The following is a 21,966-nucleotide window of genomic DNA, read 5'->3' on the forward strand; positions in this document are numbered from 1 at the left end:
ATTGAAAATTGATACTATTTTAAGAGCTAAAAAACTAAAGTAATTATAGGTGTACTTATTGGTTTGGCAATAGTGTATATCAACCTAAATACCCATGTTTACCAGGCTGATTTCACCCTTTTTAATTTAATTGCCCATCAAAACAGAAAAACCTGCTACCGGTAATTGATACCGGTAGCGGGTTTATTAATATTTAAGTATGATATACCCGGTTTTGCGTTTGGTTTCATTACCATCCTTATATTCAAGCGAATAATAATAGGTACCTGATTTTTGCAGGTTACCGCCCTTGTTGGAATGACCATCAAACACTTTACCGTTAACACCATAATTCCGGACATCGTAAACCAGCCCACCGCCCGAGTTCATGATTGATAAATGGTTATCAGTATAATTTTCAATACCATCAATAGTAAGATAATCATTAATACCATCACCGTTTGGTGATAATGCCTGATGAACGATGATCACATCGCTATGGTTTAAGTCATTTGATTTTGGGGCAATAGCGGTACTATTATAACCAGCATCAAAAGTGTGCAAAGCCAGCGTATTTAATGACGCAGCTTTGCTTACAGCTATAGTATATGTTCTTGTGGTTACTCCATCTTCGGCTGTTACTACAGTTGTAATAACGGTAGTACCTGTCGTGTTAAGCGCAACTGTTGTAGGTGTGCCAGATGTTGCAGCTATATTATTTACTGTAAAAGAGGCATGGCTGTCGCTCAATGTTGCTTTTTGCTGTACACTAATTGCAGAAGAACTTACAGATGCGGTGTAATTACCTGAGTTACCTATCCTGCTCAATACCACGCCGCTTAATGATAGCGATGCAAGGTTAGCGTTTGATGCTCCACTCTTGCTCACGGCTATGGTGTAAGTACGGGTGGTAATGCCATCTTCGGCTGTTACTACAGTGGTAATAACGGTGGTACCTGTCGCGTTAAGCGCCACTGTTGCAGGTGTCTTTGATGCTGTAGTTACACCATTAACTTTAACAGTTGCATGGCTGTCACTCAACGTTGCGGTTTGCTGTACACTAACTGCCGAAAAACTTACAGCTGCGGTGTAATTACCTGTGTTACCTATCCTGCTCAACACCAAGCCGCTTAAAGATAGCGATGCAAGGTTCGCATTTGATGACGGAACCCTGTTTACAACTATAGAGTATGTTCTTGTAGCTACTCCATCTTCGGCTGTCACTACAGTTGTAATAGTTGTAGCACCTGTAGCATTAAGTGCCACCGTTGTAGGTGTTCCTGAGGTTTCAGTTACACCATTAACTTTAAAAGTTGCATTACTGTCACTCAATGTTGCTTTTTGCTGTACACTGATTGCAGATGAACTTACAGATGCGGTATAATTACTTGTGTTACCTACCCTGCTCAATACCACGCCGCTTAATGATAGCGATGCAAGGTTTGCATTTGATGTTCCATTCTTACTCACGGCTATGGTGTAAGTACGGGTGGTAATACCATCTGCGGCTGTTACTACAGTTGTAATAGTTGTAACACCTGTCGCGTTAAGTGCCACTGTTACAGGTGTCCCTGGTATTGCGGTTACACCATTAACTTTAACAGTTGCATGGCTGTCGCTCAACGTTACTTTTTGCTGTACACTAATTGCAGAAAAACTTACAGATGCAGTATAATTACTTGTTTTACCTATCCTCACTATTGGTGCCGATATTAGACTTATTGCCGATATATTGGCATTATTAGAAAGTGAAGCTGCCCTGGTTACTGTTAACGTATACGTTTTACTGGTAGTGCCATCTTGCGCGGTAACCACCGTTGTTATCACATTACTACCCTCATTTAGCGGGATATTAAACGTACCGCTTGCCACATCGGGTTGGTTACCATTTACCAAAATAATAGCATCGGGATTATTGGAAACAGGAGAAAGTGTAATAGAACTTACACCATTATCTACCGTAGCTGTATAGCTGGTTGTACTTGTATCAAATACTGGGCTAATTGTGCCGGCGTCTGTACTTAAACCGGCCAATGTTGCATCGGCAGATGGTGCGGCCCTGTTAACTGTTACGGTATACGTTTCGGTTGTAGTGCCATCTGCGGCTGTTACGGTAATACTAATTAAATTATCGCCCAGGTTTAAAGGAATGCTCAAACCAGAACCAGTAGCAACTGTTGTACCGCCAATATCTATTGTTGCAGCAGCATTTGCAGCCGAAGGAGTTATAGTTATATTACTTACCGCATTAGTTACACTTGCCAGGTAAGTATTATTACCACTGCTAAATACAGGACTAAGGGAGCCGTTATTTAACCCAAGGCCAGCCAAAGTAGCATCAGCAGATGCAACTGCCCTGGTTATAGTTACTGTATATGTTTTGGTAGTACTACCGTCCTGCGAGGTTATTGTTGTAGTTACCAGGTTAGCACCGGTATTTAGCGGAATCAACGCAGATGGTGTACCCGAATTAATCACCGTGGTATTACCTGCATTGGTCACCGTGATGGTAGCGTTTGCCTCGGCGGTTGCCGGGGTAAAGTTGACGGACGATACATTACCTGCAACCGTTGCTGTATAATTTACAGTGTTTCGGGAAAACGCAGGCGATATTGCCCCGGAGCTCAATACAATATTACCCAGGAAAGCCTGGTTAACAGACGGACGGAGCACGTTTAATGCGTAACTTGTAAAGTTCACACCATCGGGCGCGGTTACCCTGACGGTGATTCGCTGATTACCTGCAAAAAGCCCACTGTTGGTGTACGAAGGATTTGAAGCATCAATGGTTTGTCCGCCTGCTGTTACGCTTGCGTCTGCTGCCGAAGCCACCGGTGTAACCGTAATAGCATCATCACTGCTGGCTACAACTACAGTATAACTTGTGGTACCCGGCGCAAAAGCGGGCGCAAGAGCGCCTTTATCTACCGTTAATGAACTGAGCGTAACATCGGTAAATGGCAGCCTTATAGCATGTACGGTATAATATTGTGTATTAGAGTTATCTGCCGCGGTAATACCTACGGTAAATACGTTATCACCTACGGCAAGCGGCAAGCTGCCAGATGCGCCACCAGATATAGCATAACCGTTTACCGTAATAACAGTACCGCCAGGGTCAGATGCGTTAGGGATAAGACTGATAGCCGTTACATTATTAGGAATATTGGCAGTAAGGTTGTTATCGACCTGGTTAATAATAGCAGAATACTGCGCGTTACCTGACAGGATAACGTTGATCAAACCTGCATTTGATGAATATGCCCGATTGATGGTAATATTATAGGTATTGTTACCACCACCTAATGAGAAAACATTTACAGGTATAACATTCACGCCACCCTGTAAGGCTACAAACTTTGATGCTCCTGTGTTTACAGGCGCTCCGCCTACCCTTAGTTCGGCACGACTATCCTGTGCCACAGGCGCAATTATGATACCGGTTACAGTAGGATCACTAATGACCATCGTATAATCATTCGTTGCCGGATCAAATACAKGGATTAGCGGTGTTATTGTCCCGTTGATGTTCATCGTTAAGCTTTGCAGCAAATTATTTGTCGAGAAATTCCTGGTTACATTTACGGTGTAGGTTTTTTGGGTCGTTCCATCGCCGGCAGTAACTACTATCTCCATAGGTTCAGCTACCGAAAAGTATTGGAGCGTGATGGCGTTACCGTTAGCAGTATTTAAAGGCGTCCCGTTAATGGTTATCGTCGAGCCATCGTTTGTAGCAACAGGGTTCAGGTGGAAGGCGGTTACATCACTGGTTACCGTGGTGTTATAAGTATAAGTACCACTGTCAAAAGGCACATCAAGCCCCGAAATGGTGGTCATGATACCCAAATTGGCTAATGTGGCATCGGTCGATGTTGCCCTGGTTACGGTTATATTGTAGGCTCTTGGTGTTCCGTTTTGTGCCGTTACAGTTACAGGTATCTGGTTATCGCCTATAGCAAGTGCGCTTGTAAAAGGCGACCCTGATGGTGCAGGCAAGCCATCATGGGATCCGTAAGCTGTGGCATCAAAGGTGGGTGTAATATCGATGGATTTGGTTGCATTGCTCACCTGCACTGTATAGTTAAGCGTAGCGTTGTCAAAAGCCGGACTAAGCGAACCTTCACTCACAGCCAGGCTGTTCAGCAGGTTATTTGATGAGAAGGCGCGGTTAATAATCAGGCCATAGTAATTTTGCGTGGTGCCGTCCTGCGCGGTGATTACGACACTGTAGGTGTTATCACCTAAGCTTAGCGGCAGGGTAACCGGCGTTCCTGAGGTAAATGGTGTACCGTTTACCATTAATGTAGCATTTGCTTCATGAACTACGGCTGTAAGGTCAAAGCTGGTTACGGTGTTACCTACGTTTGTTCTATATACATTGTACGCATCCGGTGCCGGCAACGCTCCTGTGCTGATACTGAAACTGCTTAACGTAGCATCTGCAGATGGCAAACGGGTTACTATAATATTATAAGGGTTACTGGTGGTGCCATCCTGTGCGGTTACATTTACAGGAATGGTATTGGATCCAACATTTAAGGAGATACTGCCCGATGCCGTGCCAGATGTTACCTGGTTGCCGGCAACGGTCACCCTTGCATTAACATCAGACAAAGCTGGTGTAACTGTCAAAGAAGTAATACCTGTAGCAACGGTAGCCGTATAATTATTGGTACCCGATGCAAACGAAGGCGACAAAGTACCCTCGCTGATAGATAAACTACTCAGATTACCATTGGTTGATAAGAATATCGAAAACGCCGAAGCATTTGAAGCATCTTGCCCAATAGTATAATTGTCTGAGCTTAATCCCGAGCCATTGATGGCATAGGTACCTACCGGTGTGCTTAATGTAGCGGCCGTGCTAAAACTAAGCGTACCGGTTGTTGCTGATGCCTGGGTATCGCCGTTTAAAAAGCCGGTTACGGTACCAGTTACCGATGGGTTGGCCGTATTAAATGCACGGCTTGCCGGCGTGGCTACATAGCTCAGTGTATTTTTGGTGATGGTTAAAGCTGTATTGTTAGCAGCAGCGGCTGTTATGTTATAATTGGCTGCTGTTACCCCGCTTAGTGTTATGGGGTAACTGCCAACGCTGCTGGTTGCGCTGGCTGTGGTGTTATAAACCGGCGCACCTGTCAAGGTAGTAGCAGCGGTTTCATTGTTGACATAACCCGTTATGACGCCGCTTAATGCAGGATTAGCCTCGCCATAATGTTTGGTGGCTGCCTGCGCAGTAAACGTTAAATCGGACTTGGTTATGGTAAATATGGTAGCGTTTGCGGCTGCTGGCGTAAAGGTATAGTTGAGCGCATCTAAGCCGTTTACGGTTACCGGATAGCTGCCAACAGGGCTGCTGACTGTAGCTGTGGTAGCGTACGAAAAAGAAGAGAGTACCTGGTCAATAGTCTGGCCGTTGGCTAAGCCGGTAAACACTGCGTTAAATGCCGGATTTGCAGCGCCATAAACCTTGGTAGCTGGTTGAGCAGTATAAGTAATAACAATCTTATTAAGCGTTAAGGTAGTATTATTTGCAGTAGCCTGTACAAAGCTATAGTTGGCAGCACTTAATCCACTCCCACTAATCCCATACTGAATAACCGTTGTGTTATTGGTAGTTACAGGAGATGTAGCATTGGCTGCCGAGATAAAAACCATAGTACCGGTAGTGGCAGTTGCCTGGGTATCGCCATTCACAAAGCCGGATACAGAGCCCGTAAAGGTTGGGTTGGCTGCGCCGTAATCGCGCGATGTGGCATCGGCAGTATAGGTTAATACTGCTTTGTTTACAGTTAGCTGCCGGCTAACATTTGATGCTGCAAGGTACGTAGTATTGCCCCCCTGCGCTGCCGTAATATTTACAGTACCGGCGCCCACAATATGCACAAGGCCGGCACTGGTTACTGTGGCTACATTGTCATTATCGCTGGTATAAGTTACCGGCAATGTGCTACTTGCTACCGCTCCTAAAGTAAAATCTGCCGCCCCATAGGTTGCCGCGGGGATACTATTGAAAGTGATGGTTTGAGGGGTTTTGTCCTTGGTAATAGTGGTAGTGTAAGTTTTGGTGGTGAAACCATCCTGTGCGGTTACGATAGTTGTAATGGTATTACTACCCGGATTTAAACTGAGCGCCCCGGATGCAGAACCTGATGCAATAGTTGTGTTATTAATCTTCGCTGTGGCATTCGCCTGCTTAATCACCGGGGTAACAGTTATTGAAGTTACATTGTAAGTTACATTTGCAGTGTAAGCGGTTGTATCCGGTGCAAATACCGGACTTAAAGTACCGGAACTGAGTGCAAAACTTGTAAGATTGGCATCATTGGATAAAGTTATAAAGCTTTTTACAGCGCCGTACGAAATACCGGCGCTACTGGTTGCGTATGCCCGGGCATAATAAGTTGCTACAGGGTTGAGGCCGGTAATACTTGCCGAAAAAGTGCCTGTACCACTACCCATTACCTGCTTGGCATCGGTACCTATAACCGGCAATGCGTTTACAGAACTATAAACTACTCCCCTTTCTGTAACCGCTACGTCGCTCCGGGTTATATTGCCCCCAATTGTTACCGAGCCCGACGATATAATGGTGGCTGCTGTTGTTGTAAGCAATGCACGTTTAGGCACCCAAAGCCCGGGGGCAACGCCAGTTGCTGGCAAGGATTGAACAGAGAGTACTTCTGTTGTATTGCCGGTGGTAAGATCAACTGAGAATATTGCCCTGTGGGTTGAAAGGTTGTCATAAATATACGCTTTGTTGTTACCTGCATCAAGCGCCATCTGGTATAGGGGAATACTGGCAATTGACGACTTTATAGCAACCTGGCCGGTACCGTCAGAACGCATCTTATAAAGCGCATCATTGGCAGTTGCCACACCTGTATTATTAGATGTTAAAAAATAAATATAATCTGTAGCAGGGTCATAATCACAATCGATGCCTAACATAGATCCCGATGCAGCGGTTGTTGGCGATACCCTGGTTACCGAGGCTGTATAATCTGATAAACTGAGTGTTATAAATGAATGGTCGGCGAATAAGTTTTCATAAACAAATACCCTGTTGTTGGCAATATCGAGTGCAAGGAAAGATGGGTTTTTACAAAAGCCGGTTATTAGTGTTGTCGAGGCACTGCCATCGGGCCTTACCCTTACAAGCGCGTCATTTGCAGTTGCTGTTGATGGTAAGCCATCCTGCACCACATAATAAATATAATTGCCAACAGGATCATATTTTATTGATTGTATCCTGCCCGTTAATGTAACCGGGATGGTTGTTGTTACAGCACCCGTATTTAAATTAATTACCTTTATGCTTAAGCCAGTGGGCGGGGTTAACGAATATGTTTCATACACAAATGCTCTGTTGTTAGGCATGTCCATCTCCAGTATCGTGGGCGAATAGGCAAATCCTGAAAACAGGCTGATTGCCTCAGAGCCATCCGCCTTAACCCTGTATAGCGCGTCATCGGCCGATTTGGTATCCTTATTGGCGTCATTGGTTAAATAATATACCTGTGCATGGCTTTGCGCGGCAATGCCAACTAAAAACAAAAGCAATAAGACCGTTAAAAGATTGCGAAGATTAACTTTAAACAGGTTAGTTAAAAGGGGTAAAGGTTTTTTCATTTTGGGGGATTTAAGCAAGTGACGGTTGTAGATAGGCTTGGTTATTTGTCCTTAAACTGTTAAAGGGATATTTCAAACTGGCTGCTTGTTTCTTTCGTAAGCTAAAGTGCTATGATATAGTGTTACCCCTGCCTTATTTATGGTTAAATAAATAAGAAACAGGGGTAACATTTTTACTTTATCCGGTGCAGATTGCTATATCCGCGCCGGGGGCAAGATTAATGGTTATGGTCTTGGCGGATATACACCTTCAAGAGCAATAATGAAGTTTACAGCTAAAACAGGCTGAACTAATTTTACCGCGGTTGTACCTCCAACTGTTGATACTGTGCCTGCATTTAAAGTAACATCAGGCGTAACATCTGAATACAGGCTTGTACTTTCACCCGAAACAGAATCGATAAGGGCCGACGGGTAAAAACTGGTTGGTAAAACCTGGTTAGCGCCGGTTGAATTGGCGTTAATAAGGTGTGAGTGAGCAGGCATCTGATCTTTTGAAAGAACAACAGACTCTGAACCTGTCATTTGACCAAGATAATATGGAGATAAGCTGTTACCCTGTCCCTGCTGAATTGGTGCACGGCTACGCAGATCTGGCACAGCGAAATTTGATACGCCATCGCCGCCATAATAAGTTTGGATCAATGAAAATAATGCCTGCCACTGTCCAATTTGTAATAATCTTCCGTCGCAAAGCGCCCATCCACGCGGGGCAAAATCGCCCGCAAACATTTTGATCTCACCAATGTAAGGTTCCATAGTAATAAAGTTTAGGTTTGTTTAATAAGTTAAATAGTGGTTTAAATTGGTTAGTAAATATATATGATTATTATAGCTTCTTCAATAAATATTAGCCTAATTATCAATATTTTATGAAATTTACTATCTGGTTAATTTAATTACGAATTAAGAGCATCACCCCCATTACAAAGCATAATTAATTATTACGCACAAACTATGTTTAACTGGAGGTTAAAATTTGCAAAAAAGAACTATTGTAATGCCACCTGCTTTAGTATTACACTACAAATGTGTGTTTTAGTTAAAAGGCAGCATAGGGTGTAATCCGCTTTTTTAAAGGTGCTTTTAAGGGTAAAAAAGGTTTATTTTAAATTGTGCTTTTCGTAAAATAGAAACAGATGGTTTATTTTAGTTCGGCCCAGAAACAGAAACGCTGTAAATAGTTAGTTTACAGCGCCTTTTATTTGTTTAAAAATATATTAGCGAAGTGAATGGCAACCTTATAATATTCCCATCTTCTCTACAAATGGATATATTACAATCATTCCGTTCTTAAACTCTTTATAGGATTAACAATTGCGGCTTTTATAGATTCATAACTAACCGTAAGCCAGGCAATTCCCAAAGCTGCCAGGGATGCCATGAAAAACACTGACCAGCTCACATTGATATGATATGCGAAACCGGCTAACCAACTGTTCACCGCATACCAGGAAATTGGGACAGCTATAACTATGGCGATCAGGATGAGCCTGGTGATCCCGGAGGATAGTAAATAGACGAGGTTTAACACTGATGCACCTAATACTTTACGTACTCCGATCTCTTTTGTACGCTGCTCGGCCATAAATGCTGATAAGCCATAAAGCCCCAGGCATGATATGAAAATACCGAGCACAGCAAAAAGGTTAAAGATGTTACCCATCTGTTGTTCTCCTTTGTAAAGATTGGCCAAATCCTGATCAAGGAAATCGAATTTGAAAGGGTAGGCCGGGTTGAGCCTGCGGCTTATCTTTGACAGCGCCTGTATGGTAGCGTTGGTTTTGCCGGACAATGTTCTGACCACTACAAAACCGCCGTCCTTATTATAGCGCAGGATCAATGGCTCTACGGCCTGTTGTACCGGTTTAAAATTAAAGTCCTTGATGACACCAACGATCGTACCCTTCCTTCCGGTAAATGAAAACGCCTTACCAATCGCGGTCCTGGCATTTAAGCCCATAACGCCCAGCATTTTTTCGTTGACCATGAAATTATTGGAATCGGCAGGAAATGATCCCGAAAAGCTTCTCCCGTTTGCCAGCTGCAGTTTAAATACATCAATAAAATCCTCATTGACATCCATAAATTGGTAAACGAGATGTAAGTTGGGATCTTTGCCTTCCCAGTCGGCACTTCCATTTCCGGATCGAAGATCGGTGGGCAGGTCAGAGGTGATAGCGAAATCACTGGTCAGCGGATCTTGTTTTAACTCATTTTTTAAGGCTTGTTGCCTGCCCCAGAGGTCGCCTTTGATAGGCATATATAAAAGGTTGGCCTTTTCAAAGCCGGGGTTACGTTCTTTGATGAATTTAAGCTGGTTATAAATAACCACCGTGCCTACCAGCAATATAATAGATGCCGTGAACTGGATGACGACCAGGGCATTACGGAACAGCAAATTGCCGCCCATTGATCTTATGTTTCCCTTGAGTACTTTAACCGGGTTAAAGCCAGAGAGAAATAGGGCCGGGTAGCTGCCGGAGATCAAACCGGTTAATAAGGCAATGCCAAAAAAGTCTAACCAAAAACTGGCATCTGAAAAAGGAATAACCAGTTGTCTATCGGCTAATCCATTAAATACTGGCAAAAATAACCAGACGATGCAAAGCGCAAGAAACAAGGAAAGAAATGAAATAAAAACAGCCTCGCTTAAAAACTGGAGGATCAACTGCCCGCGTATGGCCCCTGCCACTTTACGCAAGCCAATTTCTTTGGCCCTCCGGGCCGAGCGTGCGGTTGCCAGGTTCATAAAATTGATGCAGGCTACGATAAGGATCAAAATAGCGGTGATAAGAAAGATATTTACATATTGCGCATTCCCGTGGCCCGGAAGATCCCCCATTCTCGAAGGCGCCAGATGGATCTTGGTTAAAAGCTGCAAACCAAACACAACCGGCATGGGACTATGCTGATGAAATAGCTGCGTCATTTGCTTTACCAGCGCTGCTAAGTTTGCAGCAGAAGGATCAAAACTTTGCGTTAATTGAATATAGGAGTAAAAATTAAAGTTCTCCCATTTATTTTCATTTGAATTTCTATTTGCTTTTTCCAAGACAGCCATTGGCAGAATAAAATCAAACTGCAGATCTGAATTGGCCGGAACGTTGGCCAAAACGCCCGTCACCATCACATTTTCTTTATTGTCTTTTCGCAAGATCTTACCGATCGGGTTTTCGTTCCCGAAGTATTTAATGGCCATCTCCTGCGTGATCAAAACTCCATTCTCTTTTTTTAATGCCGTAGCACGATCACCCTGTACCAGGGGAAAAGAAAATACATCCATAAAACTCGGGTCGGCGTAGAATACGCGTTTTTCTTCAAATTTCCTGTTGCCTGCTTCAAGCAGCACGGTGTAGTTCAAGCTTAACCTGACGGTATTTTTAACAACCGGTATTGCTGCTTTTAACCCGGCCGGCATAGCTTCCGCGTTTACCGTGGCTTTATAATCACCCCAATCGCCGGTGATACGATAAATCTGGCCGGCATTTTTATGGAACTTGTCGTAACTTAATTCATTTTGTACCCAAAGCAAGATCAGGATACTCGATGCCAGGCCTATGGCCAAACCGGTTATGTTAATAAGGGAATAAGCTTTGTCCTTTACTATATTGCGGCAAGCAAGTTTAAAATAGGTTTGTAACATGGTTATTCCATTTTTAAAGTGAGTAATTAATTTTCTTTTGGGTTGCCATTTATAGTTTGACGCAGCAGTCTGCGGAATTTGATGTGATTCAACAGCTTTGATCCGCCCCATTAATTTTGCAAAATTGCGATCAGTATCCTCTTTAGACACTTGTTCGTTGGTTGTCCATTTCGCCAGCAACAGCCGTAATACTGCCGATGCATCAGGATCTTTGTTCAGGAGATCATCCAGTTCCCTTAATTCTTCAACAGTGGCTTCCCGGGCTAATTTTTTAACCGCCAGCTCCAATATCCGACCTTTAAGTTTCATCTGAATAAACCGGGCTAATGCATATTTTTAAACGATACGGTAAATGTTGTCATAACATTTAAACTTCGTGCCAAATGTATAATTAATTGAAAATAAATAGTTTACAAATAACAACTTGCTGATTGCCGTACGAAAACGTTACAATGGGTGTGCGGTTTTGCCGTGACTTGTCCAAAATGACAATCCCAGACTGGGTGTTTTACGAACCAGTTGTTAGATCAAATGTATGTTTTAAGCGAATTGAAGTAGCGGGTAAACCTTTAATTATCCCGCACAAACCTCACCGATTTTGGCGTGTCGGTATTATGCTCCCTGTCTAAAAAGCAACTGGAACACCTGGTGTAATCATCACTGGAAAAGTTTGGATACAGCCGAGTTATAATAAACGAATAATAAGTGGCGTGAACGCTAACTTTTGCCGGCGGCAGCGGCGTGGCGGTTAAAAACACTGCAAAGTTTCCCGGTGTTTCGTTATATGGGTAGGCATAATACCCCGCCGGGTAAGCATTAAACCCCGAAGTGTTTGTTCCCTGCTTATCGGAAGGGTAGCTAATTTCCCATTCCGACGTTGACTTTAGCGCGAGCGTTTTATCATAATCCACTACGAAGTTGCCGTCGGTATCTTTTTGGGTGGTAAAATTGCTCATCAGTTTATTAAAATCGGCAACGGTAGGTATACGCCAGCCAGCGGGCAGCTTTAAGCCCGCTAAATCAGCCTGGGTATAAAACTTCTTATAATTGGGGTTGGGTTCGTAAAAATGGCCCGCCACGCCGCCCGGCCCGTCGTAATTAACCGCCGTCCACTCCTGCTGCCCTATTTTAATGGTTGGGTACACGGTACCGGCTATAGTAATTTCTGAAGTTACCGGTTCTTTTTTGCCATCCTTTTTACAGGCAGCAAAAAGCAGCAGACAAGATAAAAATAACAACAGGTTAGGCTTCATTGGGCAAAGGATTTATTAAAATTACAATAAAAAGGCGGATTATTCGAAGTAATCTGGTTTTGCTCCGGACAGGGCCCGAACCAGCGAATATTCGATTAGAAAGGTTATTATAAAATGTCCATCAACACCGAATGTCTTTGTTTTTTTGAAGGTCGGTATAAAAATAAATGAAAAACGTTTGCAAATATTTCGGTACTTGCCTATGCTGGCGCACGCGTGTCGCGTGTGATCCTAATGTATATGAACAGCTTGTTGATGAAAGCACACGCGGCACGCGTGCGCCAGCATGGGGGAAATTTCGCTGGGATAAAGGCAACCGATTAGAACACATTTCTATAATTTTATCAATTATCAGAAGTATTTATTTATTAAGAGACAGCAATTAAATAGGATCAGAATACACAATTAAAGTTGAACCTGTTTTCATGGCATTATTGTAATATTCTCGTTTTTCATCATCATTTACTTTTTCTGGGCTCAACTTTCCAACTTTTGAAAACTCGATCTCATTTAAACCAAGACTAATAACAATATCTTCTGCTGCTATTAAATTATATTCAGAATTAATATCAGCCTTAAGATATAATAAAAAAGCATGTCTTTCGCCCACCGGATATTTGTGGCTGTATTTTTCTGTAATACAACCAGCCCCCAGGTATATATGAATTTCATAAAGCATTGACAAATATAGGCAAGTTATTATAGGTGGAACACCCAAAGCTTAGCGAATATATTTTTGAGGAATATGAGATTTAGAACACCCCAAAATAGGCGTTACTTACTATAAACAAAGAAGCCTGCAAATCAAAATTTGCAGGCTTTTGGCGTTCTAATAGAAGCTGGCGGAGAGAGAGGGATTCGAACCCTCGGTACCGTTTCCAGTACGTCAGTTTAGCAAACTGATCCTTTCGGCCTCTCAGGCATCTCTCCTTTTTTTAAACTTGTCCCCTTTTTTCGGGATTGCAAATATAGTAATTCATKTTTCCTGTCAAAAAAAAAGTTCTATTTTTAATAATCTATTCGCACATGATAGATGCTCATCAGCATCCGCTTAAAAATTGTTTTAATAGTTTCTATATCTTTCAGGGTTATATTACTGTCTTTCAGCTGGTTCTGATCAAGCTTGTATTTTACTATCCTGTCAACCAAAATACTTATTGATTCTTCATCAGGCTCTTTTAATGAGCGCGAGGCTGCTTCTACCGAGTCGGCGAGCATCAAAACACCCGCTTCTTTCGAAAAAGGGATAGGTCCGGGATACCTGAAAATGTTTTCGTTGATGAATTTTTCAGGGAAATTCTTTAAAGACGACTGGTAAAAATAGTCGACCCTGGTATTACCATGGTGGGTACGTATAAAGTCGATCACAATTTCGGGCAGGTTGGCTTTACGGGCCATCTCAATACCTTTACTTACGTGCCTGATGATGATCTGGGCACTCTCTTCGTAAGGCAGCTTATCATGCGGGTTAAAGCCCGAGCTTTGATTCTCGATAAAAAACAAAGGGTTTTCCATTTTACCAATATCATGGTACAAGGCCCCTGCCCTTACCAGTAAGGCATTACCACCAATGGTATATATGGCGTTTTCGGCAAGGTTAGCTACCTGCAGGGAGTGCTGGAAGGTACCCGGGGCGTTAAAGGCCAGTTCGCGCAATAAAGGCGCATTGGTGTTAGTAAGCTCAATAAGCGTAATATCTGATGTAATGGCGAATATCTTCTCAAAAATATAAATAAGCGGATAAGCCAGCAGGGTTAGCAGTACGCTCACTACAAATGGCAGAAAATCCATCCAGTCAATATCCAGGAATGTACCTTCGCGTATAAATGTAATACCCAAAAAAGCCACAAAATAGGTAAAGGTGATAATAACTGCCGATATCAGGAACTGCTCGCGCCTGATCAGGTTTTTAATACTGTAGATAGATACCATACCTGCAGTGATCTCATAATAGGCAAACTCAAAGCTGTTTGGCACAAAAAAGCCCGCGATTAAAACCACCAGCAGGTGAATGTTTAGTGCAAGCCTGGTATCAAACAAAATGCGGATAATAATAGGTACTATACAATAAGGTATATAATATAAATTGGGTAACTGCAGTTTTATAGCCAGCGAGAGGCTTGCCAGCATAGCTGTAACTACCAGTAATATTAAGCTCACTAAACGGTTGTCCTCATAAATATCCTTACGGAAAAGGTAAAGGAATATCATGAGCAGCGAAATGGCTATGGAAACCAGAAAAAACTGGCCCAGCAATACCAGAGTGCGGTTACCGTTTGTACGGGCATTATCCTCAAATGCCTGTTTGTATGATTCAAGCTTTTGATAAACATCATCATTTATAACTGATCCCTTATAAACTATCACCTCGCCTTTTTGAACCATACCCCGGGTTATGGACAGCCCATCAATTACCTCGTTCACCAGCCTTGAGGTTAAATTATTATCATAACTCAAATTGGTTTGCAGCCTGTTCTGTAACAGATCAAGCAGAAAGGCCTTATCTACATCGGTACGTTTACTTAGTACTTTATCACAATAAGCCAGGGCTTTTTCTCTGGTAAACAGCTCATTGGTATTTTTTTCGCCGGCAACATTTTTGTTTAAAATAGTTATAGGATAGTTTTCTGAATTGAGCTGATACTGGGCATTTAGTTTTAAAATACCTGTTTCATATATTTCTTTCAACAGATCAATACCTATTGAAATATACTTTGGTTTAAGCCTGTCGTTGATACCGGCATTATGCCATTTTATTTCTATATCGTTCTTAAAGCCTTCTATCTGTTGATTTTCGACCGAAGGATCTAACTGATAAATAGGCGTTATACTTTCTTTGGCTGCTTTTTGATCGTTCTTATTTTCCTGTGCAGTTTTTAATATGGCAAAGTTATATGGCGATATCAGGTCCTTTTGGTTCCAGATTCGTCCCTTTTCATATTCATAACTGAATTTTGCCTGCTTGGGTAAAAAAAACACGATCAAGCCAATGCTTAGCAGCATCATCAAAAACTTAACATTCCGGGCATATTTGCGCAGTAAAGCCTTTTGGCGCGAAGAAGATAGTTTTGCCATTTATTTAATTAACCATTCAAAAATAATATAAGTTTCTGTTAAATGCAGTTTTTCTTGCTTTTATCAATTTAAAGTTGATATCTTTATGATATCAATTTAAAATCATTTTAATTATGGAATCTGAAAAAACCATCAACCCGCCCTCTGGCTTTACCGTGTTTGCTTTGTTCCTTGTAATATTAGTTATCGCTGCTATTTGCATGGGGCTTGGTCAGGAACCTTTAGGTACAATTATTGGCGCCATAGGTGTTCTGTTTGTACTCCCCGGCTTTATTATTGTAAATCCTAATGAATCAAGAGTGCTTACGCTTTTTGGTAAGTATGTGGGTACTATAAAAAAGGACGGCTTTTTTTGGATGAACCCATTCAACCAAAAAAAGAAAGTATCATTAAGGGCATTTAACCTTAACGRCCAGCAGCTTAAAGTGAACGACAGTATAGGTAACCCTATTGAAATTGCCGCCGTAATTGTATGGCAAATAAAAGATACGGCGAGCGCGGTATTCGCGGTAGAAAATTACATACAATACGTAAACATACAAAGCGAGGCAGCGGTAAGGCATTTGGCAAACTCCTTCCCTTATGATAACCTGGAAGACGAAACTGCCAATATTACCCTTAGAGGCGGCGCCGAGCAGGTAAGCCTTTTATTAGAAAAAGAACTAAACGAACGCCTTGCCCGCGCCGGCATTGAGGTATTGGAAGCAAGGATATCGCACCTGGCTTACGCACCCGAAATTGCACACTCCATGTTACAGGTACAGCAAGCATCGGCTATTATAGCTGCCCGCCGGCTCATTGTTGAAGGCGCTGTAGGTATGGTTGAAATGGCGCTGAATAAATTATCAGAAAAAAACATAGWAGAGTTTGACGAGGAGCGCAAGGCAGCCATGGTGAGCAACCTGCTGGTTGTACTTTGCGGCGACCGCAGTGTAAGCCCAGTAGTTAATACTGGTACTTTATACCATTGATAATATGGATCAGTTTAGAAGCTTTGATCAGTTAAGAACAAATGAACTATCTGTGCTTCGGCATGGATTTTTCCGTCCCTGGTATGAACTAACAGATGGGCAGTTTTGTTATGGCAAGCTCACCTACACGGCTTTGTTAAAAAGAGTATGTGTTATTGAAACAGATCAAGGCACCTGGACCATAAAACGTAAAGGTTTTATGAGCAGGATACTTTTGATAGAACAACCTGAAAAGGAAACCATAGGTACTATAACCCCGGAATTGTGGTCGCGGAAGATAGCGCTCAGTATGAACAATGGCTTTGAAGCTACCTTTTTAAACAAAAAGATACTCTCACGTACCCATACCTGGATAAGCGATCAATATGGAGATATAGTTAATATTGAAAGTAAGCTGTGGAGTTGGGGAACACCTTTTAAAGTAAATATCGATCTTAACTTACTCAAAAGCGTACCAACCTTACCCTTGTTAGCGTTGGTAGGCATACATTTAATTTTATTAAAACAAGCGAAGGCTGCAGCGGCGGCAGGATAATAATATGGCTGAGAAAAAAGCATTTATACTACGCATTAACCCCGATGTATTGAAGGAGATAGAAATTTGGGCCGCCGAGGAATTCAGAAGCACCAACGGCCAGATCGAATACCTGCTGCAACAGGCTTTGCTTGGCCGTAAAAAAGGGGTGAAAAAGAAAAAGGATTAATGGAATATCAGGAATTAAAACAGACAAAAGCCTTGTTCATGGTAAGGCAGGATATAATTAATGGCGAATATATTTTAACTGATCATATCCTCAACTATGGCAAACTTGTTTATGATGGTTTAGGACGTGAGGAAGGCAATGTGTATGCGGCCGGCATCGGTTGGAAATTTGGTTATGATTTTGAACCCTTTGGCAAAGCTGAAATATTGATATACAATAACCCTGATACTCTTATTGGCAAAGCAACTTCAAACCGTCACTGGGAAAGTGTCAAGCTAATCATGAATGATGGATTTATCGCTAAATTTGAAGATCCATCTATATTCTTACATGAATACGAATGGACTTGCAAAGAACATGGCACACTTTTACGTTTCAAAGTCCATCCCTTTTCACTTACCGACGATATACATATTTTAAATAATACAATCTCCATTCAACTAATCACCTTATTATGTTTCCTTTCTTCACATATTCTGATTCTTAAAAAAAGACATAGCAGAAATCCACATTTGTAAATTATTATGCATGCATAGCTTTTTACTTATTACAAAATCACTAAATTTGCCCACCGATTTAATGAGGGACACATGAAAGAAGTAGTAATAGTAGCTGCCACACGCACACCTATTGGCAGTTTTGGAGGTAGTTTAGCAGCCATCAGCGCTACGCAATTGGGCGCGCAGGTTATCAAAGCGGCGGTTGAAAAAGCCGGGTTAAAGCCAGATCAAATACAGGAAGTTTATATGGGTAACGTAATGTCGGCCAATTTGGGGCAGGCACCGGCTACACAGGCAGCCATATTCGCGGGATTGCCATATCTGCCTGCAACTACTGTTAATAAGGTATGCGCATCGGGCATGAAAGCTATTATGCTGGCAGCTCAAAGCATTGCCATAGGCCAAAATGATATTGTGGTTGCCGGTGGTATGGAAAGCATGAGTAATGTACCTTATTACCTTGATAAAGCCCGCAACGGCTACCGTTTAGGTAACGGACAGATCACCGACGGACTGGTTAAAGACGGCCTGTGGGATGTTTATAACGACTATCACATGGGCTCGGCTGCCGAACTGTGTGCCGTTGATTGCAATATCAGTCGCGAAGAGCAGGATGCTTTTGCTATTGAATCTTATAACCGGGCGCAAAAAGCCCAAAGCGAGGGCAAGTTCCTGCAGGAGATAACCCCTGTTGAGTTAAAAGATAAAAAAGGCGACATTATTTTATTTGCAGAAGATGAAGAACCCAAAGCGGTAAAGTTTGAAAAAATACCATCGCTTAAACCTGTGTTTAAAAAAGATGGCACGGTAACAGCCGCCAACGCGTCAACTTTAAATGACGGCGCTGCGGCTTTAGTATTAATGAGCCGGGAAAAAGCCGATGAACTGGGCATAACACCATTGGCCAGGATAATAGCACATGCCGACGCGCAACAGGCACCGGAATGGTTTACCACAGCACCATCCAAAGCTATCCCACTGGCCTTGCACAGGGCCGGTTTATCAACTGATCAGATTGATTTTTTCGAGATCAACGAAGCATTTTCTGTTGTATCCATAGCCAATAACCAACTTTTAAAACTTGATGCCGCAAAGGTTAACGTTAATGGCGGTGCGGTATCTTTAGGCCATCCACTGGGTGCTTCAGGGGCACGTATCATTGTTACCTTATTATCTGTATTACAGCAAAATAACGGTAAATATGGCGCAGCCGGAATATGTAACGGCGGCGGCGGGGCCAGCGCAATGGTTATTGAAAATTTACGTTAATAAAAATAAAACTCCACGTCATTGCGAGGAGACCCCACCCAACCCTCCCCGGAAGGGAGGGCTTAAAAGTAAAGTCTCCCCTTCCGGGGGAGATTTAGAGGGGGCTCCGAACTGAATAGTACATTTAAACAATAAATTATTACATTTATAAAACAACGATTGGAATTGTGACAAAGAAACTTTTTGTATCCTTCATATCCCTCCTGCTTTGTTTTAATATCTATGCCCAGCATTCGGATGAAAGCTCACATACAAAACAATTAAATATTTACCAGGATAGCCTCAGCTCTTTAGGTAAAAAATTCGTCAATGACGAAAATGACCTGGAACGTAAAAACGCTAATTATCTGTTTATTAAAACCCTGGTATCAGCTTTAAAAACACCCAATTCGTTTCTTTTCCCTTTTGATTCTGTTAAAAGCATCAGTATCATCAACTCGCCCGATAATCGTTTCCGCATCTTGAGCTGGCATGTTATTAATCAGGACGGCAGCTACCGGTTTTATGGCACTGTACAAATGAATACGGGAGGCCCGTTAAAAATGTTCCCGTTGGAGGATTATTCGCCATTACTAAAAAACCCCGAAGATTCTGTAACGGATAATCATAAATGGTATGGGGCACAGTATTATAAGATCATCCCTGTTTATGCACCAAAAGCTTACTATATTTTAATAGGCTGGAAAGGCAATACCATAAAATCAACCAAAAAAGTAATTGATGTACTCTCCTTTGCTAATGATAAACCATCATTTGGCATGTCCATTTTTGATGGCAATGGCAAAAACCGTAAACGAGTGATATTTGAATACGCCCGTCAGGTATCCATGTTATTAAGATACATACCTGATCAAAATTTAATTGTATTTGATCATCTGTCACCCCCTGATAAAAAAATGAAGGACCAACCCGATACCTTTGGCCCCGACCTGAGTTACGACGGTTATAAATTAAAAAACGGGCATTGGGTATATTTAGAGAACCTGGACATGCGTAACATTCCCAATAATGGTGATAATGAATATGTTGATCCAAAAAAACAAGCAGCCCAGGACAGGAGCCTTATACCCACACCTAAAAAAAATTAAACCCACATTATGGGCTATAAATCAAAATAACTATATTATAAACTGTAACACTTTCGGTATAAAATTCTGAATTAAAAGAAAGTATACTACTTTAGCAAACTTTAATTATTACTAATGCAAGAAAATCCAGCCATCGTGGCTCCCAAAAAATCCAGATTCCCTAAGAGCGTTCCTTATATCATCGGCAACGAAGCGGCAGAGCGTTTCAGCTTTTACGGTATGCGTTCTATACTGACACTTTTTTTGGTAAACCAGTTTTTTAACCCCAATCATGTCGACGCTTTAAACGACGTGGCCAACGCTAAAGCCAATAAGCTACACCATCTATTTGTGATGGTGGCGTATGCTTTGCCATTTGTAGGTGGCATGGTGGCCGACTGGTTTACCGGCAAATACAAACTTATCTTATATGTATCGATGATTTACTGTTTGGGGCATTTAATGTTGGCCATGTTCGATGGTGGCCTTGGTGGTTTTGAATTAGGCTTACTTGTGGTTGCAATTGGCGCCGGCGGCATTAAATCATGCGTATCTGCTAATGTGGGCGATCAATTTGATGCTACCAACCAGGATCTGCTTTCGAAAGTTTACGGCTGGTTCTATTTCAGTATCAATTCCGGCTCTATGATTTCAACCCTTGCTATTCCATGGACTTATGATCACTTTGGCCCCAGGTGGGCTTTTGGTATCCCAGGTATCCTGATGGCGCTGGCTACCATCATATTTTTTTCGGGCCGTAAAAAATATGTAAAGGTTCCCCCTCAAGGGGTTAATCGCAATAACCTGGTATTTATAACCTGGTATGCACTAACTCATTCAGGTCAACGCAAACCGGGGCAATCTATGCTTGATGTTGCCAAAGGCCCGTATAACCCCGAACGCGTTGAAGGTGTGAAAGCAGTATACCGGGTTATGGCGGTATTCGTTTTCGCATTGGCATTTTGGGCTGTTTGGGATCAATGTTTGTCTGAGTGGACCCTATATGCCGAAAGAATGGATCGTGTAATTAACCTGGGTTTTACCTCGTTCACAGTGCTGCCTGGTCAGTTATCAACTGTTAATACAGTGTTCCTTCTTCTATTCATTCCATTTTTCAACTATGTAGTATATCCATGGTTCGACAAAATTGGTCTAAAAACAACCCCGCTGCGAAGACTTGGTATCGGCCTGATTTTAACAGCTTTATCATTCGTGGTAATTGGCATAATACACACCAGCCTGGATCATGGCGGTAAACCCTCCATCTGGTGGCAGGTGCTTGCGTTTATGATACTTTCAGCAGCCGAGGTGCTCGTATCTATCACCGGCCTGGAATACGCTTATACGCACTCACCAAAATCAATGAAAAGTACCATGACCGGTATTTGGTTCCTGGTTGTATCGTTCGGTAATCTTATTACCGCGCTTGTTAATGGCTTAATAGAAGACGGCGGCTGGTGGGCACATATGCTTAAAGGTGCAAACTATGAATGGTTCTTTGTTATTTTCATCGTTGTATTTATCCTGGTATTTCTGTTTGTTGCACCACGCTTAAAAGAACGAAACTATATAACTGATCCTTACATAGAAAACCAGGTTATTGCAGACACTAATAATTTATAAATTTTAGMGTTATTGTAAAGCGGTTGGGTAATTATTACTTAACTGCTTTATTTATTTTAAAACCGGGTTGAATCGATTATTTTTGCCCATTGTTTACCTGATATTTTTTAAGTGCCAGATAGTATTGTTATTATACCTACCTATAACGAGAAGGAAAATATCGAGCGGATGATCCGCAAAGTATTTTCTCTCCCGCATGATTTTCATTTGCTCATTATTGACGATGGGTCGCCCGATGGTACACAGA

The 21,966-nt window shown here is 42.1% G+C and carries 14 protein-coding genes and 1 tRNA gene; 8 read left to right on the top strand and 7 right to left on the bottom strand.

Annotated elements, in window-relative coordinates; all coding sequences use genetic code 11:
• Positions 1-186: 186 nt before the first annotated feature.
• The 7 genes from AC1DRQ_RS14655 to AC1DRQ_RS14685 form a co-directional block, all read right to left on the bottom strand.
• Positions 187-7,611: a cadherin-like beta sandwich domain-containing protein gene (locus tag AC1DRQ_RS14655; protein WP_477425449.1), complete on the bottom strand. Its 7,425-nt coding sequence runs from the start codon at positions 7,609-7,611 to the stop codon at positions 187-189.
• 225 nt (positions 7,612-7,836) lie between these two features.
• Positions 7,837-8,370, bottom strand: a complete 534-nt coding sequence (locus AC1DRQ_RS14660; protein ID WP_477425450.1) for a phage tail protein — start codon at positions 8,368-8,370, stop codon at positions 7,837-7,839.
• Positions 8,371-8,893: 523 nt separating this feature from the next.
• Positions 8,894-11,566, bottom strand: a complete 2,673-nt coding sequence (locus tag AC1DRQ_RS14665; protein ID WP_477425451.1) for an ABC transporter permease — start codon at positions 11,564-11,566, stop codon at positions 8,894-8,896.
• A 260-nt stretch (positions 11,567-11,826) separates the two neighbouring features.
• The gene (locus AC1DRQ_RS14670) at positions 11,827-12,510 is read right to left on the bottom strand and encodes an FISUMP domain-containing protein (RefSeq protein WP_477425452.1); all 684 of its coding nucleotides are present in this window, start codon (positions 12,508-12,510) and stop codon (positions 11,827-11,829) included.
• Positions 12,511-12,892: 382 nt separating this feature from the next.
• Positions 12,893-13,189, bottom strand: coding sequence for a hypothetical protein (locus AC1DRQ_RS14675; protein ID WP_477425453.1), 297 nt, complete (start codon positions 13,187-13,189; stop codon positions 12,893-12,895).
• Positions 13,190-13,350: 161 nt separating this feature from the next.
• Positions 13,351-13,440 (bottom strand) — tRNA-Ser (locus AC1DRQ_RS14680).
• Between the two features lie 78 nt (positions 13,441-13,518).
• Positions 13,519-15,585, bottom strand: coding sequence for an HD family phosphohydrolase (locus AC1DRQ_RS14685; RefSeq protein WP_477425454.1), 2,067 nt, complete (start codon positions 15,583-15,585; stop codon positions 13,519-13,521).
• A gap of 113 nt (positions 15,586-15,698) precedes the next feature.
• Here AC1DRQ_RS14685 and AC1DRQ_RS14690 point away from each other — a divergent pair, with 113 nt between their 5' ends.
• From AC1DRQ_RS14690 to AC1DRQ_RS14725, 8 genes are all read left to right on the top strand, one after another.
• Complete coding sequence (locus AC1DRQ_RS14690) at positions 15,699-16,556, top strand: SPFH domain-containing protein (protein ID WP_477425455.1); 858 nt, start codon at positions 15,699-15,701, stop codon at positions 16,554-16,556.
• A 4-nt stretch (positions 16,557-16,560) separates the two neighbouring features.
• Positions 16,561-17,091, top strand: a complete 531-nt coding sequence (locus AC1DRQ_RS14695) for a hypothetical protein (RefSeq protein ID WP_477425456.1) — start codon at positions 16,561-16,563, stop codon at positions 17,089-17,091.
• A 4-nt stretch (positions 17,092-17,095) separates the two neighbouring features.
• Positions 17,096-17,260 carry a type II toxin-antitoxin system antitoxin gene (locus AC1DRQ_RS14700; RefSeq protein WP_477425457.1) on the top strand — a complete coding sequence of 55 codons (165 nt, stop codon included), beginning with the start codon at positions 17,096-17,098 and terminating at the stop codon, positions 17,258-17,260.
• On the top strand, positions 17,260-17,778 hold the full coding sequence (locus AC1DRQ_RS14705; protein WP_477425458.1) for a hypothetical protein: 519 nt from the start codon (positions 17,260-17,262) through the stop codon (positions 17,776-17,778). The genes AC1DRQ_RS14700 and AC1DRQ_RS14705 overlap by 1 nt, the downstream gene beginning before the upstream one ends.
• 72 nt (positions 17,779-17,850) lie before the next feature.
• Positions 17,851-19,029, top strand: coding sequence for an acetyl-CoA C-acyltransferase (locus tag AC1DRQ_RS14710; RefSeq protein ID WP_477425459.1), 1,179 nt, complete (start codon positions 17,851-17,853; stop codon positions 19,027-19,029).
• A 167-nt stretch (positions 19,030-19,196) separates the two neighbouring features.
• Positions 19,197-20,117, top strand: coding sequence for a hypothetical protein (locus tag AC1DRQ_RS14715; RefSeq protein WP_477425460.1), 921 nt, complete (start codon positions 19,197-19,199; stop codon positions 20,115-20,117).
• Positions 20,118-20,231: 114 nt separating this feature from the next.
• Positions 20,232-21,719: a POT-type proton-dependent oligopeptide transporter gene (locus tag AC1DRQ_RS14720; RefSeq protein ID WP_477425461.1), complete on the top strand. Its 1,488-nt coding sequence runs from the start codon at positions 20,232-20,234 to the stop codon at positions 21,717-21,719.
• A 111-nt stretch (positions 21,720-21,830) separates the two neighbouring features.
• A partial coding sequence (locus tag AC1DRQ_RS14725) for a glycosyltransferase (protein WP_477425462.1) occupies positions 21,831-21,966 on the top strand: 136 nt, incomplete at its 3' end.

Source organism: Mucilaginibacter sp. P4_E8, assembly GCF_056401495.1.

What these genes read in the sequence shown, in the direction of transcription:
- AC1DRQ_RS14660 (WP_477425450.1), bottom strand. Translation starts at nt 8,370, where the DNA reads ATGGAACCTTACATTGGTGAGATCAAAATGTTTGCGGGCGATTTTGCC.
- AC1DRQ_RS14665 (WP_477425451.1), bottom strand. Translation starts at nt 11,566, where the DNA reads ATGAAACTTAAAGGTCGGATATTGGAGCTGGCGGTTAAAAAATTAGCC.
- AC1DRQ_RS14670 (WP_477425452.1), bottom strand. Translation starts at nt 12,510, where the DNA reads ATGAAGCCTAACCTGTTGTTATTTTTATCTTGTCTGCTGCTTTTTGCT.
- AC1DRQ_RS14675 (WP_477425453.1), bottom strand. Translation starts at nt 13,189, where the DNA reads ATGCTTTATGAAATTCATATATACCTGGGGGCTGGTTGTATTACAGAA.
- AC1DRQ_RS14685 (WP_477425454.1), bottom strand. Translation starts at nt 15,585, where the DNA reads ATGGCAAAACTATCTTCTTCGCGCCAAAAGGCTTTACTGCGCAAATAT.
- AC1DRQ_RS14695 (WP_477425456.1), top strand. Translation starts at nt 16,561, where the DNA reads ATGGATCAGTTTAGAAGCTTTGATCAGTTAAGAACAAATGAACTATCT.
- AC1DRQ_RS14700 (WP_477425457.1), top strand. Translation starts at nt 17,096, where the DNA reads ATGGCTGAGAAAAAAGCATTTATACTACGCATTAACCCCGATGTATTG.
- AC1DRQ_RS14705 (WP_477425458.1), top strand. Translation starts at nt 17,260, where the DNA reads ATGGAATATCAGGAATTAAAACAGACAAAAGCCTTGTTCATGGTAAGG.
- AC1DRQ_RS14710 (WP_477425459.1), top strand. Translation starts at nt 17,851, where the DNA reads ATGAAAGAAGTAGTAATAGTAGCTGCCACACGCACACCTATTGGCAGT.
- AC1DRQ_RS14720 (WP_477425461.1), top strand. Translation starts at nt 20,232, where the DNA reads ATGCAAGAAAATCCAGCCATCGTGGCTCCCAAAAAATCCAGATTCCCT.